Source organism: Thalassotalea sp. G2M2-11 (assembly GCF_017168195.1).
In the GTDB taxonomy this organism is placed as follows: Bacteria; Pseudomonadota; Gammaproteobacteria; order Enterobacterales; family Alteromonadaceae; genus Thalassotalea_E.
Genome location: NZ_JADNYL010000003.1, coordinates 36744 through 55740, shown reverse-complemented (window position 1 = coordinate 55740; position 18997 = coordinate 36744). Strand labels below are relative to the sequence as shown.

The window sequence follows — 18997 nt, the reverse complement described above, 5'->3', positions numbered from 1 at the left end:
ACGATAAAAAACACTGACGATTGAACAACCAGTAAGTTAAATTGTCATCAATTGTTACATTATCTTTGACCAATTTTTGAAGTAAAGATGAACAGATCAGTCATAACGTTATCCAACAGCTAAACTATACAAATTCATATGGAGCCACGTTAGCTAAATGAAACATCAACTCAACAAAATTTTCCAAGCTAATAAATCATTTATCACCTTTTTACTATTAATGCTGGTTTTTAGAAGTGCTATCGCCGATTGGAACGATGTGCCGACAGGCTCAATGAAACCAACAATTGTAGAAGGTGACAGAATTTTAATTAATAAACTTGCCTACGATGTTAAAACCCCTTTTATCAATCATTCACTTATTGAGTTAGCCAAACCAAAAGTGAATGACATCATCATTTTTGAATCTGATATCGCACAAAAACGCCTTGTCAAACGAGTGATAGGAATACCAGGTGATACCGTCGCCATGCATAACAACCGCTTGATCATTAATAATACGGCTGCAAGTTATCAACCACTTGAGTCGAATGACAATTATTTAGTCTTACTCGAGACAATAAATGGCCAAAGCCATAAAATTCAATTAAGCCCTCAAAATACACAGCTTAGTAGTTTTGACGCAGTTACCGTACCAGAGGATCATTATTTAGTGTTAGGTGATAATCGTAATAATAGCGCCGATTCACGTGTGATAGGTTTTGTGCCAAAAGCAGAAATCATCGGTAAATCCAACAAAGTAGTATTTTCCCTCGATTATGATCATTATTGGCTGCCACGAAACGAACGATTTTTAACATCGCTATAGCATTTTCCAATAGTTAGTTTTAACCGGGCGACATATTGATTACATAAGATAACAACATAGTAATTGTTATCTTATCTACCTTTCACTACTATGCTCAACTTCAATTTACAGATAATGAGTAAAGCATCAGTCACATGAAACAATTATTTATTCCTTTAATGTTGGCCTTGGGTATGAGTTCAATCAATGTTCAAGCAACCGTTGTTGAATTTCAAACTTCTGAAGGTAATTTCAAAGTTAATTTACATGATGAAACCACCCCTGAAACGGTAAATAACTTTTTAAACTATGTCACGCAGGGTAAATACGACAACACCATCATTCATCGCACGGTTGATGACTTTGTCATACAAGGAGGCGGTGCAAAATTTGAAGGCACTTTGCCACCTACTTGGATTGACACTGATGAGCCAATCACCAACGAACCTGTTTATTCAAACGTAACAGGGACTATTGCGATGGCAAAACGCGCCGGAAAAATCAACAGTGCCACCAGCCAATGGTTTATCAATACTCAAAACAACGCCTCAATACTCGATGCTGTCGATGTCTATGGCGGCGGTGCTTACGCCGTATTTGGCGAAGTAATTGATGATGGTATGGACGTAGTAAATGCTATTGCTGAAATAGAACGTTGCAATACAGGCTATGCTGGTTTTAAAGAATTACCCATGCCAAATTACCAAGAGTTCTGTGGCAACAATGATGCCACACCAGGACAAGAAAATTTTGTTACTATTTATCAAGTGATTATTTTTGATGACACGGTAAGTACTGACGGAGATCTTGCCTCAATTAAAAATACAAGATATGACCCAAATGATAGCCAAAAAGATAAACAATCAAGTGGCGGCTCATTTTCTTGGTTCTCATTGTTATTAATGTTGTTAGTCGTACCATTAACAAGAAAATAATAGAGTTCTACCTCTTAAAAAAACAAAAAGGTCGCATTAATGCGACCTTTTTAGTTATTTAATGTAATGTAATTTAGCTTTGTTCTGGCGCAGCTAAACCTTCTTCACCAGCAAACTTGTCAACCCATAGTGCAATAGCACCATCGCCTGTCACATTACATGCAGTACCAAAGCTATCTTGTGCCATATACAATGCGATCATTAAGGCTAATGCTGCATCAGTAAAACCTAACATACTGGCTAATAAACCAAGTGCTGACATTACCGCCCCACCCGGTGCACCCGGTGCACCCGGTGCAGCAATCATAGTCACACCTAACATTAAAATAAAGCCCATCATGGCGCCAATACCCGGCACAGCAAGTTCAGGTGATAATAACATCACCGCAGTAGCACAAGTGACAATAGTAATCGTTGAGCCACTTAAATGAATTGAAGCACATAAAGGCACAGTAAAGTTAGCAACACTATCACTGACTTCATTGGCCTTATTGGCACGTAATGATACTGGAATAGTTGCGGCACTAGACATGGTACCCAGTGCGGTAAAATAGGCAGGCATCATATTTTTCAATAAATAGGCAGGAGATTTACCTACTGCGGCACCCGTGCTGACATAAAGAATTGAAATCCATACCCAATGCATAACAAGAGCTAACACTAACACTACACCAAACGTTTTTAAGGTACTAAAAACAGTTCCGTCTACCGTCATTTCGGCAAAGACACCAGCAATATAAAAAGGTAAAGCAGGAATGATCACTTTACTTAGCAGAAGTTCGATAACATTTTTTGCTTCTTCTAAGGTAGTACGCAACGAGGTAGCATTAGTTGCGCTAATACCAATACCAAAAATAAAGGCGATGGCTAACGCAGTCATCACATCAAATAATGGTGTGATAGTGATATCAATAAAGCCTTTGAGTTTTTCCCCTTCAGCGGCTTCGATTAAATTTCCCGCTGTTAACCCTGGCAACACATTACTTGCCACAATAAATGCAAGCAAACCAGCAATAATAGTAGAACCATAAGCTAAACCAACAGTTTTACCGAGTAAGCCTCCAGAACCTTGTGGCAGCGATGCAATACCACTAGCAATATAAAATAAAATAATTAATGGGATGGTAAACTTAATTAATTGGCCAATCAGTGTTTGTGCGGTAAAAACTAATTGCACAATAAAATCTGGGGCATATAAGCCAATTAACATACCAGCAACAATGCCAGCGATTAGTTTTAAAACTAAATTCATAAAAACTCCAATTGTTATAATAATAATGAAAGCTGAATTAACTTGATTTTAACCTGACTGTTGATTGGTAAGCCAGCGAACAATGATGTTTCGTTGCTCATTTTTTGCAATAAACGGCCGACAGACAAATTGGCCTAGCGCAGCAACTAATTCTTGCTCACAAAACAACAAAGGTAATCTCACCCTTTGCCATGGTGGCAGTGCTAACTCCTGCAATACTTTTTTTAATGGCCGGCTGTGCTGTCGATAATCAGGATGACATCGAGGATTGTGATGACGAAAGCACACACGAATATGATGAAGTCCCTCTGGCAATGCAAAGCACTGTGCACCGTCACCTAGCTCTACTGAAGAGCTTGCAAGGCTAAAGTGTATCTCGCCTAAACCATCAGGCAATTCGACTGCTAGGCTTTTACTGCTGTCAAATGACAAATCAATTGATACTCCCCAATCATCAAGCACTTGATAACTAGGGGTTAAATACAACTTTTGCTGATACTTTCTCAACCATAACTGCCCTACTTTTACTGCAGCCTGACTTGAATTATTGGAAAAAACTTGCTGATATAATTGAGCAAGTTGCGCCGTAGAGGGCATCAAAGCATTATGCTGACTAAGAAACTCACGCACGATATAATCAAACCGTACTCGGCTGTATTTTTTCAAAGCGATGACATTTAAGGTGTTATCAGTATTTAAGCAAGTTGCTAAATCTTCTTTAGCACATTCATCTAATAACTGTTGCGCTTGTTGGCAATGCGTAGCACTTCGCGCCACGGTTTGCCTGATACTCGGCCAACGCTGCTGCAGCAAAGGAATCAGTTCATGGCGAATAAAGTTACGATCAAATGAAACATCTGCATTTGACTCATCATCCACCCAAGTTAGCTGATGTGTTTGGGCATAATTGACAATGTCTTGCCGCGTACAATCCAGTAGAGGTCGCACCAAGACTTGCTCTTTTTCACCTAATGGCATGTGATCAGCCATCGATGATAATCCTTTAACACCTGAGCCTCGTTTGAGAGCTAAGAAAAAGGTTTCCACTTGATCGTCTTGATGATGACCTGTGCAAATCAATGCCTTTGCTTGGCAAAGTTTCTCTAGCGTGTGATAACGCGCTTCACGGGCAATAGCTTCTAAGCTTTGTTGCGGCTTTTTATCCAGCGTTAACTTAGTATCAACTAAAGGAATATCTAACGATTGGCACTGTTCAATAGCAAATTGATGCCATTTATCAGCATGTTGGCTTAAACCGTGATTGACATGACAAGCACTGAGCTTATTGTTCAGTAGATCTTGTTTTTTAAGGCTTGCCAACGCATGTAGCAGTACTTGAGAATCGACGCCACCACTATAAGCAACCACTATGGGTTGCTTAGGGTAAGCGGAGAAAAATGCTAGAAGAGTGTCAGTGATTAAAGACATAACATTGTAGATCGCATCAAATTACTCACTTATCAGTCATTAAATACAACCTACAATGGGTAATTAACAGTAACCGAATGACATCAGTCGTTGATAACGTTTTTCAATTAACTCTTCTTTAGATAAACCTTCTAGCTCAGCAAGATCAGACTTGATCGCTTGCTTAAGAAATGCTGCTGCCTCATCCATATCTCGATGAGCGCCGCCCATTGGCTCTTCAACCACGTTATCAATTAATTCAAGCTCTTTGATACGAGTTGCGGTGATCCCCATTGCTTCAGCAGCGGTTGAGGCTTTTTCTGCTGTTTTCCACAAAATAGACGCACAACCCTCTGGGGAAATGACTGAATAAGTCGAGTATTGCAGCATATTGACACGATCACCTACCCCAATCGCTAATGCGCCACCAGAGCCACCTTCACCAATAACGGTACAAATAATCGGCACGTTAAGTCGCGACATCACTTTTAAATTTTTCGCAATCGCTTCACTTTGACCACGTTCCTCGGCACCAATACCTGGGTAAGCACCTGGGGTGTCGATAAAAGTGATAATTGGCATATTAAAACGTTCTGCTATTTGCATTAAGCGCAAGGCTTTACGGTAACCTTCTGGACGCGGCATACCAAAATTACGCTTTACTTTTTCAGACGTTGAACGACCTTTTTGATGGCCTATAACCATCACCGGCTTACCATCAATGCGAGCGGTACCACCAATGATTGCTTTATCATCAGCATAAGCACGATCACCGGCTAACTCATCAAATTCAGTAAAAATACGTGGTAAATAATCAAGGGTATAGGGACGCTGAGGATGACGAGCCACACGAGCCGTTTGCCAAGGATCTAAACCAGCAAATATTTTACGGGTTTGTTCCTTATTTTTTTCACGTAATTGTGAAATTTGCTCTTCTAAGTCAAGATCTAACTCCTGACCATTATTGACTAATTGTAACTCTTCAATTTTTGCTTCAAGTTCCGCAATGGGTTGCTCAAAGTCTAAAAAATTTAATGACATATGCTTAAAGTACCTAAGTTATCTTTACTTTTGTTCGGTTACTGTAATGTTACTTGAACACTACCTATTTAAATTCTAGTGCGATTTTTTCTTCACCAACGAGGTTTTTCAATCGATTGATCAAACCATCTGAGGGTGTAACCCGCCATTGTACGCCCAATTCTAGCATAGCTTGTGCTTCATCTCTTTGATAAAAAACACGAATTGGACAAGTGCCATCTTTATACTCAGACAACACAGATGAAAACTGTTCAATAAAATTTGCTGATAACTCATTTTTATTAATACTAACATCCAAGGATGTCAGGTAGTTTTCTCTTGCATCCGCAATGGTCATTATATCGCGACCGGTCATTGTAATGCCACCGGAGTAATCATCAAAGCTGACCTGTCCACTACAGACTAAAATTGCATCAGTTTCTAACAATTCGGCAAAATTATCGTAATCATCCGGAAATAATCGCACATCCATACGAGCACTTTTATCATCTAGCGTTACTAATGCCCAACGACGGCCACGTTTATTCACTAAAACCCTAACACCTATGACTAAACCAACCGCAGTAGCAGATTTATCTTTACCGGTCGGTTGCATGCTGACTAGACGGCCCGAAGCATATTTTTTTATCTCTGTTAAGTAACGATTGATCGGGTGACCAGTCAAATAAAGCCCTAAGGTTTCTTTTTCACCTGCAAGCCATTCTTCTTCAGGCCATGGAGCTACATTTTTAAATGCTTGGCGAGTATCTTCAGGCTCTTCATTGATCAGGCCAAATAAATCATCTTGACCGATGGCTTGGGCTTTAGCGTGCTGCTCTGCCGCTTTGATCGCTTCAGGTAGAGTATCAAATAATGCGGCTCGATGTGGTGCCTCTTTACCCTTGATGGTAAGTTTGGGCCCTAAGTTATCCATCGCGCCAGACTTAATTAAGCGCTCTAGCACTCGTTTATTGGTTTTCTTTAAATCAACACGAGCACAAAAATCAAAAAGATCAACGAATGGTCCGCCACTTTCTCTTGCCGCAATAATTGCTTCAATCGGCCCTTCACCAACACCTTTAACCGCACCAATACCATAAACAATCTGATCATCATCGTTAACGGTAAACTTATATTGACCACTGTTCACATCCGGTGGAAGTAAATCAATGCCCATGTTTTTACATTCATCAACCAAAGTGACGATTTTATCGGTGTTATCCATATCGGCGGACATAACTGCCGCCATAAAAGGCGCAGGATAATGCGCTTTCATCCACAAGGTTTGATAAGAAACTAACGCATATGCAGCCGAATGTGATTTGTTGAATCCATAACCGGCAAATTTCTCTACCAAGTCAAAGATTTTCATCGCTAGTTCGCCATCAACTCCACGATCTACCGCACCTTTTTCAAAACCTGCCCGTTGCTTGGCCATCTCTTCTGGTTTTTTCTTACCCATTGCACGGCGAAGCATATCGGCACCACCAAGGGTATAACCAGCAAGTACCTGAGCAATTTGCATGACTTGTTCTTGGTATAAAATAATCCCGTAAGTGGGTTCAAGAATTGGTTTTAAATCTTCATGCTGCCATTTGGAATCTGGATAAGAAATTTCCTCACGGCCATGTTTACGTTCAATAAAGTTATCGACCATGCCCGACTGTAACGGTCCCGGTCGAAACAGAGCCACCAAGGCGATAATGTCTTCAAAGCAATCCGGTTTTAATTTATCGATCAGCGATTTCATACCGCTGGATTCAAGTTGGAAAACCGCAGTTGTTTGTGAAGAAAGTAGTAATTTGAATGACTTCTTATCGTCCAACGGGATAGCCGCTATATCAATCGGCTCTTTACCGGCGGAGAGCAGTTTGTGATCGGCCATCTCAATGGCCCACTGCAAAATAGTAAGTGTTCTTAACCCCAAGAAATCAAACTTAACTAAGCCCGCATCTTCGACATCATTTTTATCAAATTGTGTCACCGGGTTTTTACCTTCATCATCACAATATAATGGGGCAAAATCAGTGATAGTGGTGGGTGAGATAACTACGCCACCGGCATGTTTACCTGCATTTCGTGTGGTACCTTCAAGGATACGACACATATCGATCAGATCTTTAACTTCACTGTCTTGTGCATAGACTTCCGGTAACTTAGGTTCTACTTCAAACGCCTTCGCCAGTGTCATGCCTGGATCGCCAGGGACTAATTTTGATATCCGATCAACAAAACCATAGGGATGGCCTAGCACTCGACCAACATCACGGATAACGGCTTTAGCAGCCATGGTACCAAAGGTAATAATTTGTGATACCGCATCCCGGCCGTATAATTCAGCGACGTGATCAATCACTTCATCGCGCCTGTCCATACAAAAATCGACATCAAAATCGGGCATGGAGACACGTTCAGGGTTTAAGAAGCGTTCAAAAAGTAAATCAAATTCTAACGGATCAAGATCCGTGATTTTCTGCGCATAGGCGACCAAAGAGCCAGCACCAGAGCCGCGACCAGGCCCAACGGGAATGTTATTGTCTTTACTCCACTGAATAAACTCCATGACGATCAAGAAATAACCGGGAAACCCCATGTTGTTGATCACATCCAGTTCGATTTTTAAACGTTCATCATAAGGTTTTCGTTTTTCAGCGAAATCTGGGGCATCTTTATCAAATAAAAATTCTAAACGCTCTTGCAGCCCTTCTTCAGACACTTTAACTAAGTAGTCTTTAATATCCATACCGTCGGTTGGAAAGTCAGGTAAAAAATATTCTCCCAATCGTACGGTAACATTACAACGCTTGGCAATTTCAACCGTATTTTCAAGAGCTTCAGGAAGATCAGCAAACAGCTCCAACATTTCAGCTTCAGTGCGCAAATATTGCTCAGGACTGTATTTTTTAGGACGACGCTTATCATCTAAAGTGTAACCATCATGGATGGCAACACGAATTTCATGGGCTTCAAATAAATCTTCAGTTAAAAACACGACTTCGTTAGTGGCAACGACGGGTAAGCCATGTTGATCGGCGAGCGCTACCGCTAAGTGAAGATAATCTTCTTCATTGTCTCTTCCCGTTCGAATTAATTCTAAATAAAAGTTATTTGGGAAGTATTGCTGATAAAAGGCAAGCATTTGCTCTACTTGCGAAGTGTTGCCCTTAAGAAGTGCTTTGCCGATATCGCCTTCTCTAGCACCCGACAAAATAATTAAGCCTTGGGCATGCTCAATCAACCATGCTTTATCTATTACGGCTTTGTTTTGAATATGACCACGCAAATATGCCTTTGAAATTAACTCAGTTAAGTTTTTATACCCTGTATTATCACTGGCGATAATAACTAGACGAAACAACTGCTCTTCAAGTTCATCACTTTTTACCCAAAAATCGGAACCGATAATAGGTTTAACACCTGCCCCATGTGCCGCATGATAGTATTTCACTAATCCGCAAAGGTTTGTTTGATCGGTTAATGCAATTGCCGGCATTTGAAGCTCAGCGGCCTTTGCAACAATAGGTTTGACCTTGTTCAAGCCGTCTGACATAGAAAAATCACTATGCACGCGCAAGTGAATAAATTGAGGGCCAGAGACCGCCAGTTCAGAGTGTGATGAGTTTACTTCGATTGATTCAGCCATAATTACGATTGATTACTCAGTACTGCAGCGACAGGTTTAAAGCTCTTACGGTAACAGTCTAAGACACCATGTTCGACAATTTTTTCCAAATGCGCCTTTGTCGGATAACCTTTATGTTGAGCAAAACCATATTGTGGATACAGTTTATCAAGGGCGATCATTTCTTCGTCACGAGCGACTTTAGCAATAATTGATGCGGCACTAATTTCTGCGACCCTTGCATCCCCTTTTACCACGGATTGACTGGCAATCTGTCCTGCTTCACTAAAAAAACTCGGTGTTCTGTTGCCATCAACTAACACATGATCAGGCTCAACTGCTAAGCCATGCACCGCTCGTTGCATGGCCAACATAGTCGCATGTAGTATATTTAAGGTGTCAATTTCTTCTGGCGTTGCGCGTGCAATACACCAAGCAACCGCTTTTTCCTTGATCTCATGCGCTAATATTTGCCGTTTTTTCTCAGATAATTTTTTTGAATCCATTAAACCGTCAATCGGATTTTCAAGGTCCAAAATCACGGCAGCAGTAACAACATCCCCTACCAGCGGACCACGTCCGACTTCATCAACTCCAGCAATACAATAAGCGATCGGATATTCAAAAGGAGGTATAGCGGCTTTAACCATAATTATTAATGCTCTTGTAAATATACTTGTTCTACAGCAATGGCGGCCTGTTCACTGGCATTTTGTTTAAGGCTAAGGTGAATATCGGTAAACGCTTGATTCAATTCTGATTGATCTTGATACAAGCGTTCTTTTACCAAAGGTAAAATATTGTTAACACTCACCTGTGCTTGCAATAGTTCGGGCACCAAGGACTTATTAGCCAACAAGTTCGGTAACGAGAACCATTTTAATTTTACAAAACCTTTAAATAAGTGATAGGTCAGCGGATTGAATTTATAACAAATCACCATAGGACGTTTAATTAATGCAGCTTCTAAAGTAACGGTACCAGAAGCCGTTAATAAACAATCACTTGCAGCCATTACTTCTTGCGTTCGACCAACAATCACTTCAACAGGTAAATCAGGAGCAATCTTTTGTTTAATTTCTAAAAATTGCTTAGCGCGTTTATCACTGATCATTGGCGCGACAAACAGTAGCTCAGCATCTTGCTTTGCTAGTTGCTGCGCCGTTTGCAGAAAAGGAGTGACTAAACGAGCCAGCTCACCACCTCGACTACCTGGCATCAAGGCTAATATTTTATGATTTAATGGCAAGTTAAGCGCATGACGACTCGTTTCTTTCTCTGACACTAACGGGATATCATCGGCTAGAGGGTGGCCAACAAACTGACAAGGCACATGATGCTTATCATAGAAAGCTTTCTCAAAAGGTAACAAAGATAAAACCATATGAGTGGCTTCTGCAATGTTGAAAATACGCTTTTGTCGCCAAGCCCAGACACTTGGGCTGACATAATGCACGGTTTTAATCCCCTGCTCTTTCAAGCTTAACTCTACTCTTAGGTTAAAATCGGGAGCATCAATACCAATAAATACATCTGGCCTTTGTTGGCTAAAATGAGCAACTAAACTGTCTTTGATATGAAACAATCGTCGTAAGCGGCCTAACACTTCAAAAATGCCCATCACCGATAGCTCTTCCATCTCAAATAAGCTATCAAAACCAAGCGCCATCATTTTAGGGCCACCGATACCAATAAATTTTGCATTTGGGTAACGTGCTAATAATGACTGCATTAAGCCAGCACCTAGCGTGTCACCGGAGTGTTCTCCAACAACAATGGCAAAGGTGGGGGAATGAACAGATGAAGCAAGCGATGTGTCAGTCATCTAACGAATAATACCGCGATTCGATGAGGCAATAAATTCAGTGAATAAGGTAATCTCGTCACTAGATTCAATATTTTCAGCGATGTCTTCTAACGCTTGTTCAAGCGTTAATCCTTGACGGTAAACCTTACGATAAGCCTGCTTAATTGTCCGAATAGTTTCTGCAGTGAAGCCTCGGCGTTTCAGCCCTTCTGAATTTAAACCAAAAGGTTTTGCTGCATTACCTGATGCCATGACATAAGGCGGAATATCTTTTAAGACTAAAGATGTAGCGGCAACAAAACTATGTGCACCAATGTGACAAAATTGATGGACACCACTCATGCCCCCTAAGATAGCATAATCACCAACATGAACATGACCCGCGATTGAAACACTATTGGCGAGAATGCAATTATTGCCTACCACGCAATCATGCGCGACATGAGAATACGCCATAAACAAATTATTACTACCAATTTGCGTAATACCTTGATCTTGAATGGTACCGCGATGAATGGTGCAACATTCACGAAAAATATTGTTGTCACCAATAACTAACTGGGTAGGCTCGCCGTTGTATTTTAGATCTTGGCAATCTTCACCAATGGAAGCAAATTGAAAAATTCGATTACCTTTACCTATAGTAGTAGGACCATTAATCACAACATTGGCGCTAATAGTGCAATCATCCCCGATGACGACATCTTTACTTATATATGTCCACGGGCCAATAGAGACATTATTGCCTATCTTCGCCCCTTCTTCGATTATTGCTTGTGAATGAATCAAAGGATACTACTCCTAAATTTACTATAACTTACGACGTGCACACATAAGATCAGCAGAGCAAACCACTTTACCGTCTACTTTTGCTTCACCATAGAATTTCCACATTCCACGTCGCTCTTTAATAAACTCAACGTGTAAATGCATGGTATCACCCGGTACTACAGGCTGTTTAAACTTCGCATTATCAATAGAAGCAAAAAGGTACATTTCATTTTCCTCTCTACTTTCCGCTGATTTAAACCCTAAAATTCCAGTTGCTTGTGCTAAAGCTTCTAAGATCATCACACCAGGAAAAATTGCCAAATCAGGAAAATGCCCTGTAAATACAGGTTCATTGAAGCTGACATTTTTTATCGCGTGTAACGTTTTACCTACTTCATAGTCGAGTACTCTGTCGACCAAAAGCATTGGATAACGGTGAGGAATGATTTTTTGTATTTCTTGTACATCAATGGTGTTTTTTTGCGCGTCCAAAACACTGTCCTTTTAATGACTAAATAACTAGTTATTAGCTAGTTGCGTTAGCTTTTAATGTTAATATTTCTTGTTCTAAAGCTTTAATTTTTTTATTAGTTACATCTAATTTACGAATTCTGGCATTGGTTTTCTGCCACTCTTTATTCGTTTGTGCCGGTAAACCAGAAGAATATACACCACCTTCTGTGATATTTTTTGTCACCATAGCAAAGCCGGTAAAGACACAGTTATCGGTCACCTTGATATGACCATTAATACCTACCATACCGGCAATAGTACAGTTTTTACCAATCTCTGTGCTGCCCGCGATAACACTGCATGCAGCCATAGCTGTATTTTCACCGATCACAACATTATGTGCAATTTGTATTTGGTTATCTAAAATCACCCCATCATGGATTTCAGTATTATCTAATGCGCCGCGATCTATGGTAGTACTAGCACCAATTTCGACACGATCACCAATAACAACGGAGCCTAACTGGGGGATTTTTATCCAGTTACCTTGCTGATTCGCATAACCAAAACCATCTGAACCAATAACAGTATTTGATTGGATCAAACAATCACAGCCAATTCTCACTTCATGATAAATACTGACATTAGCCCATAACGCCGTATTTTCACCAATTTCAGCACCTTTACCAATAAAACAGCCGGCACCAATAGAAACATTTTTAGCGAGCTTCACTTCAGCTTCTATCACCGCATTAGCGCCAACCGTGACACCATCAGCGATCTCGGCACTCGGGTCGATCACAGCACTAGCGTGGATACTTGCCGATGTTCTAGGTGTGCTATCAAGCAGTTGTGCTACCAAAGCATACCCCATATAAGGGTTGTCCATAACTAAAGCATTGGTTGGACAATCATCTAGGCAATCAGGTGCAACAATCACCGCACTCGCTTTTGTTTCAGACAGTTGCTGACGATATTTAGCATTTGATAAAAACGCAATTTGCCCAGCAGAAGCATTTAATAAGGTTGCTAGACTTGTAACCGAAACAGTTTCATCGCCTTTAACGGTTGCACCAATTTTCTCGGCAATTTCACAAAGTGTATAACTCATAAGTGATTTACTTTCATAGGAATTAATACGCGCTAACTTATTTGTAGTTTAGGCTATTAATAAGGTAACCCAAAATAAAAAGACACGTTATTTACACAAATAACGTATCTTTATTATTAACACATCTGCCATGCACCATACTACGTTGAGTAATAGGATACTTAGCTTATAGTTTACTTACTTTCTCGACAACTTGGTCAGTAATGCTAGCATCTGGTTTTGAAAAAACCACGGCTTTTTGCTCGATGACTAAGTCATATTTGCCTTTTGCTGCAATGCTATCGATCGCTTGACGAACCAAAGCAATGATCTTATTAGTTTCTTCATTCTGACGTGTGCCGGCTTGTTGTTGTAACGCTTTGCCTTTTGTTTGATAACTTTGATACATGTCAGCAATTTTTTTGTCTAACTCTTCAATTTGCTTTTCATTCATCAAAGAAGAATCACGTGTTTTCTTTTCTTGATAATACTTAATATCTTTTTCAAGTTGGGCTAATTCAGCTTGTTGATCTTTAAACTCAGCTTCTAGCTTTTGTCTTATCGCTGCAGTTTGAGGAATTTTACCCATGACTTCTTGAAAGTTTACCACAGCAATTTTTTGCTCAGCTGACATAGCTGCGCTTGATAATAATGCTCCAGAGGCTACAGTTGCTAGCGCAATTGATTTAAATAACTTTTTCAATTTCTTCTCCTAACTAATAGATATTCTTTTCGTTATTGTATTGATATTGGGATAGCTCTGCCAATTAAAAGGTTTTACCGATATTAAAGTTGAAGAATTTAGTGTCATCACCTTCTTCTTCTTTAATAGCTTTAGCAAAACTAAAGATCATTGGTCCCATTGGCGATAGCCATTGGATAGATAATCCTCCCGATACTCGATATCGACCCACATCAGAATAATCGTCAATTTTAGCAAATTCTTTTGGTGCTAAATCTCGATAATCATCCATATTAAATTCAGTATTCCATACGTTACCCGCATCAACAAATAAACTAGTACGAACGCTGTTGGCATAACCTTCATCCAAAAATGGCGTTGGCATAATTAATTCAAGACCCGCTAAAGCGATGGCATTACCACCCACGGAGCGGCGAGATGAATTCACCACATCATGATCAGGCCCTAAACAGCAACCTGAGCCACCCAATGGATCAGGAGTACCCGGTATTTTGGTCGGGTATCTAAAGATAGCTCGTGGACCAACAATATTGGTTTCAAAACCACGTAAGGTATCTGAACCACCACCCGCTCTAAAGTTCTCCCAAAATGGTAACATTTGATCATTACCATTAATGGTATCATAACCGTTACCATAGCCCACTTGAAGGCTAGTTTTAAAACTCCAACCACGAGCAATAGGGAAATACCATTTCGTGTCTAAATTAACTTTAAAATAGTTAGTATCCGAATTAGGCGTGGTCATTTTATACGACAAAGACTGCGATGAACCTGCGGTAGGGAATGTACCACGGTTTAATGTTGAACGTGAAATCGCAGCTGAGATATCAAAGTTCTCAAACTCTAAGCCAGCATCAGGATCATTGGGATCAGAATACAGCTCATAAAAGCTTTGAATTTGCTCATAAGTTTGTAATCGGGTAATGCCGTTATGTTTATAGCCAACACCAAAGTTAAGGCGGACATATTCATTAATCGGGAAACCAAAGTTGACCCCTACACCGTAGGTTTTATTGTTGTATTCTACTAAGTTTGCGCTACCTGCATCGAACTCATTGTAAAATAACTGACCACCCAATGATATGGCGTCAACGGTAAAGTATGGGTCGGTATAAGACATATTAATACTACGTGAGTAACTGATAGTATTAACATTAAGCGATAATCGATTCCCCGTTCCTAAAAAGTTATTTTGCTGAATACCGGCGTTTAAGCTCAACTTAGTTGCTGAACCGTAACCAATACCTGCAGTAAATGAGCCCGATGGCTGCTCTTTGACGGTAAATTCAACATCAACGAGATCTTCTTCTTCTGGTAACTGGATGGTTTCAAATTCGACTTCTTCCATATAAGGCAGTCGTTGTAACCAGGCTTTTGAGCCTTCCACTAAGCTGTTTGATAACCAGGCACCTTCCATTTGACGCATTTCACGACGCAAGACTCTGTCTGCCGTAACATGGTTACCTTTAAAGTTAATGCGATTCACATAAACGCGTTTACCAGGATCAACCGAAATGGTTAACTTTACGGTTTTATCTTCTTCATTTATTTCAGGGATAGTAGTCACTTTCGGGTAAGCATAACCAAAGCGCCCTAAAAATCGACTGATAGTTTCTTCGGTATAAGTAACTTCGGCACCATTATAAAGTTTATCAGCACTAAGCGGGTTAATAGCTCGTATGGTTTTTTCAAAACCAGCCATATTACCGACAAAATCGACTTCACTAACAGTGTATTGCTCACCTTCAGTCACATTTAAGGTAATATAAACCGCTTTTTTATCCGGTGTCATCGACACTTGAGTAGAGTCCACCTTATATTGCAAATAGCCGCGGTCTAAATAGTAACTTTCAATGGTTTCCATGTCCCCTTGTAAGGTTTGCTTTTGATAGCGATCTTGCGCCATAAAATCCCACCAAGGAGAATCAAAGGTTAACTCTGCTTTATCGAGCAATTCTTCATCTGAAAATACTTCATTACCCACAATGTTAATTTGTTGAATAGCAGCAGCATCACCTTCAGAGAAGACAAATTTTAAGTTAACTCGGTTGCGCGGTAGATGGGTAATTTCCGCTTTGACGTCAGCATTATATTTACCAACACTATGGTAAAAATCTTCTAAGCCAACTTCCAAGCCAGAAATCACGGTTTTATCTAAGGTTTCACCTACCCGGATATCACTGCCATCAAGACTTTCAATTAACTGCTCTTCTTTTAAGTCACTGTTACCTTCAAAGGTAATTTCACTGATGGTTTCCCGCTCACGTACTTTAAAGATAATACGTTTACCATCTCGAAATACCGCAATATCATTAAAGTGACCTGATTTATACAAGGCTTTAATTGATTGTGAAATACGAAAGTCGTTGAGTGTATCTCCTACGTTAAAAGGAATATGAGTTAAAGCTGCTCCCAACGCCACACGCTGTAAGCCTTTAACTTGTATATCTTCAACTTGGAATTCTTCTGCCGCTTGAGCAGTAGTGCCTAAAGCACCTAATAATACCGCTAGGGCAATTTTTTTAATCATCATAAAAATTTAACTTAACTACTTCTTCTTATTTATAATCGCGATAAATCGTTAAACAAAGCGATACTCATTAGCCCTAAAAGCGCTAGTGTACCAAATTTAAAACCGATTTCTTGTATTTTTTCAGGCACAGGTCGACCGGTAAAAAGTTCTATAAGGTAATAAACTAAATGCCCGCCATCAAGTACTGGAATAGGTAAAATATTAATAATACCTAAATTAATGCTAATTAATGCTAAAAAACCTAAAAAGTAAACAAAACCATATCCGGCATGATCACCTGCTCCTTGTGCAATAGAGATAGGACCACTCAAGTTTTTAACTGATACGTCACCAGTAATCAACTTACCTATCATATCAAAACTTAACGTCACTAATTGCCATGTTTTGGCAACGCTTTCACCTATAGCGTCAACCACACCATAAGATAATTCAACGCGATACGCTTCTGGATATGGTGCTGATTTTGCTGCCACACCAAGATAACCAATGGATTGATTGTCTCGCTCAATTAATTTTGGAGTAACCGCTAAAGTTAAGCGCTCTCCAGCACGTTTAACCTCTACAGCCACTTGTTGCCCTGGGTATTGCTTTATTAAGCCAGTAAACGTTTGCCAATCACCATTGACGGGTTGTTCGGCAACCGTTAAAGGAATATCACCGACCTGCAAGCCAGCAGCTTCTGCTGGACTGCCTTTAGCGACCACCATGACTTCGTTATAAACTTGTGGTCTAAATGGCGCTAAGCCCAAACTTTCTATCGCAGATGCTTTTTCTGGTGAAAAATCCCAGTGTTCAGTATTTAACTGATGTTCGCGTAACGAAACACTGTCAGGCTTTCTTGTTTGAATCGTTATTTGCTCTTCGCCTATTTGACTCACTAATGCCAAATTTACCGCGGACCAATCATGAGTCTCTCTATCGGCAACTGAAATAATTTCACTGTTAGGAGTTATTTGTGCTTTAGCGGCTATCGACTGAGGCACAACTTCACCAACAATAGGCTTTACGCTCGGTACACCTAATAAAAACATCAGATAAAAGGCAAAAATAGCGAAAAGAAAATTAGCACCAGGACCTGCCGCGATAATAGCAATTCGTTGATAAACACTTTTACTATTAAACGTTTTATCTGCATCCTGTGGGGCAACATCATCGACACGTTCATCGAGCATCTTTACGTAGCCACCTAAAGGAATAAGCGCAATCACAAATTCAGTACCATGTTTATCGATTTTGCGCCAAATGGGGGTACCAAAACCAATGGAGAAACGCTGTACCTTAACCTTGTTTTTTCGAGCCACCCAAAAATGACCATATTCATGCACAGTGATTAAAATACCTAATGCAACAATAAAGGAAACCAAATTCCATACAAACTCAAACACTAGATTACTTCACCTTTACATTAGTCATAGTTAACTCATCCACTAATAATTGAGCAAATTCTCGAACCGAACGATCCAGTACCATCACATCATCGATATTCACTACCCTTTCTGAGACAAATTTTTTCACAGAAGTTTCATTTATTTTAAAAATATCGGTAAATTTAATTTTATTGTTCAAAAAGCCATCAACCGCGATTTCATTAGCAGCATTAAGTGCTGTGCACGCAGCCTGACCTTGTTTACAAGCCTCAATCGCTAATTGTAAATTGGGGTAACGTTGATAATCCGCTTGCTCAAAATCAAATGATGGAGTGGTAAAAAAATCTAACGGCGGCACGCCAGCATCAATTCGTTCAGGAAAAGCCAACGCATGTGCAATCGGTGTACGCATATCGGGGTTACCCATTTGCGCCAATACTGAACCATCTCGATATTGCACCATAGAATGTATGGTACTTTGCGGATGCAATACCACTTGAATATCTTCAGGAGCAACATCAAACAACCACCTAGCTTCAATAAATTCTAAGCCTTTGTTCATCATGGTGGCTGAATCCACTGAAATTTTTCGTCCCATGTCCCAATTAGGATGAGCACAAGCTTGCTCAGGGGTCACCTGAGCTAATTCTTCTATAGGAGTTGTACGAAATGGGCCTCCTGAGCCAGTGAGTAATATTTTACTAATACCATTATCTGCTAACTGACAAGCGCCAACATGCTGCTGGCTCATCATAGGCAAACACTGAAAAATGGCATTGTGCTCACTGTCAATCGGCAATAACTCTGCGCCAGATGCTTTTACGGCATCAATAAATATTTGACCCGAGGTGACTAATGCTTCTTTGTTAGCAAGTAACACTCGCTTGCCTTTTTTCACCGCGGCTAACGTCGGTAATAAGCCTGATGCGCCAACAATTGCGGCCATCACCGTATCAATTTGCTCACTTTCTGCAATGGTGATCAACGCACTCTCGCCAGAAAGGACGGTTATTTCACTTAACTCATGAGCGAGCAATTGCTGCGAGAGTTCTGACGCTGCTTTAGCATCAACCATGACCACTTGTTGAGGACGAAAAGTCAGGCACTGTTGTAACATTTTATCGACACTAGCGTTTGCCGACAGTGAATGGACAACAAATTTGTCCGGATGACGATTGACAACATCTAAGGTGCTTTCACCAATAGATCCCGTCGAACCTAAAATGCATAGCTGACGTGGCTGCATGAAT

15 protein-coding genes are annotated in these 18997 nt (G+C 40.2%); 2 read left to right on the top strand and 13 right to left on the bottom strand.

Going from position 1 to position 18997, the window contains the following annotated elements; translation table 11 throughout:
• Positions 1-157 precede the first annotated feature (157 nt).
• A complete protein-coding gene (gene lepB / locus IV514_RS11205; protein ID WP_206485369.1) occupies positions 158-808 on the top strand; it encodes a signal peptidase I in 651 nt (216 codons plus the stop codon).
• A gap of 134 nt (positions 809-942) precedes the next feature.
• Entirely contained in the window at positions 943-1722 is a 780-nt protein-coding gene (locus tag IV514_RS11200) for a peptidylprolyl isomerase (protein ID WP_206485368.1), read from the top strand.
• Positions 1723-1795: 73 nt separating this feature from the next.
• Here IV514_RS11200 and IV514_RS11195 read toward each other — a convergent pair whose 3' ends face one another.
• The 13 genes from IV514_RS11195 to ispC all read right to left on the bottom strand — a co-directional run bounded on the left by IV514_RS11195 (position 1796) and on the right by ispC (position 18993).
• Complete coding sequence (locus IV514_RS11195) at positions 1796-2974, bottom strand: dicarboxylate/amino acid:cation symporter (RefSeq protein ID WP_206485367.1); 1179 nt, start codon at positions 2972-2974, stop codon at positions 1796-1798.
• A 48-nt stretch (positions 2975-3022) separates the two neighbouring features.
• Positions 3023-4402: a tRNA lysidine(34) synthetase TilS gene (gene tilS, locus IV514_RS11190; protein ID WP_206485366.1), complete on the bottom strand. Its 1380-nt coding sequence runs from the start codon at positions 4400-4402 to the stop codon at positions 3023-3025.
• Between the two features lie 63 nt (positions 4403-4465).
• Positions 4466-5422: an acetyl-CoA carboxylase carboxyl transferase subunit alpha gene (accA, locus tag IV514_RS11185; RefSeq protein WP_206485365.1), complete on the bottom strand. Its 957-nt coding sequence runs from the start codon at positions 5420-5422 to the stop codon at positions 4466-4468.
• Between the two features lie 64 nt (positions 5423-5486).
• Positions 5487-9044, bottom strand: a complete 3558-nt coding sequence (dnaE, locus tag IV514_RS11180; protein ID WP_206485364.1) for a DNA polymerase III subunit alpha — start codon at positions 9042-9044, stop codon at positions 5487-5489.
• Between the two features lie 2 nt (positions 9045-9046).
• Positions 9047-9673 carry a ribonuclease HII gene (gene rnhB, locus IV514_RS11175; RefSeq protein ID WP_206485363.1) on the bottom strand — a complete coding sequence of 209 codons (627 nt, stop codon included), beginning with the start codon at positions 9671-9673 and terminating at the stop codon, positions 9047-9049.
• Positions 9674-9678: 5 nt separating this feature from the next.
• Positions 9679-10848: a lipid-A-disaccharide synthase gene (lpxB, locus tag IV514_RS11170; protein ID WP_206485362.1), complete on the bottom strand. Its 1170-nt coding sequence runs from the start codon at positions 10846-10848 to the stop codon at positions 9679-9681.
• Positions 10849-11619, bottom strand: coding sequence for an acyl-ACP--UDP-N-acetylglucosamine O-acyltransferase (gene lpxA, locus IV514_RS11165; RefSeq protein WP_206485361.1), 771 nt, complete (start codon positions 11617-11619; stop codon positions 10849-10851).
• Positions 11620-11640: 21 nt separating this feature from the next.
• Positions 11641-12093 carry a 3-hydroxyacyl-ACP dehydratase FabZ gene (gene fabZ / locus IV514_RS11160; RefSeq protein ID WP_206485360.1) on the bottom strand — a complete coding sequence of 151 codons (453 nt, stop codon included), beginning with the start codon at positions 12091-12093 and terminating at the stop codon, positions 11641-11643.
• 34 nt (positions 12094-12127) lie between these two features.
• Positions 12128-13165: a UDP-3-O-(3-hydroxymyristoyl)glucosamine N-acyltransferase gene (gene lpxD, locus IV514_RS11155; RefSeq protein ID WP_206485359.1), complete on the bottom strand. Its 1038-nt coding sequence runs from the start codon at positions 13163-13165 to the stop codon at positions 12128-12130.
• Between the two features lie 166 nt (positions 13166-13331).
• On the bottom strand, positions 13332-13847 hold the full coding sequence (locus IV514_RS11150; RefSeq protein ID WP_206485358.1) for an OmpH family outer membrane protein: 516 nt from the start codon (positions 13845-13847) through the stop codon (positions 13332-13334).
• Between the two features lie 64 nt (positions 13848-13911).
• Positions 13912-16380, bottom strand: coding sequence for an outer membrane protein assembly factor BamA (bamA, locus tag IV514_RS11145; RefSeq protein WP_206485357.1), 2469 nt, complete (start codon positions 16378-16380; stop codon positions 13912-13914).
• Between the two features lie 29 nt (positions 16381-16409).
• The gene (gene rseP, locus IV514_RS11140) at positions 16410-17765 is read right to left on the bottom strand and encodes a sigma E protease regulator RseP (RefSeq protein ID WP_206485356.1); all 1356 of its coding nucleotides are present in this window, start codon (positions 17763-17765) and stop codon (positions 16410-16412) included.
• 4 nt (positions 17766-17769) lie between these two features.
• A complete protein-coding gene (gene ispC / locus IV514_RS11135; RefSeq protein WP_206485355.1) occupies positions 17770-18993 on the bottom strand; it encodes a 1-deoxy-D-xylulose-5-phosphate reductoisomerase in 1224 nt (407 codons plus the stop codon).
• Positions 18994-18997 lie beyond the last annotated feature (4 nt).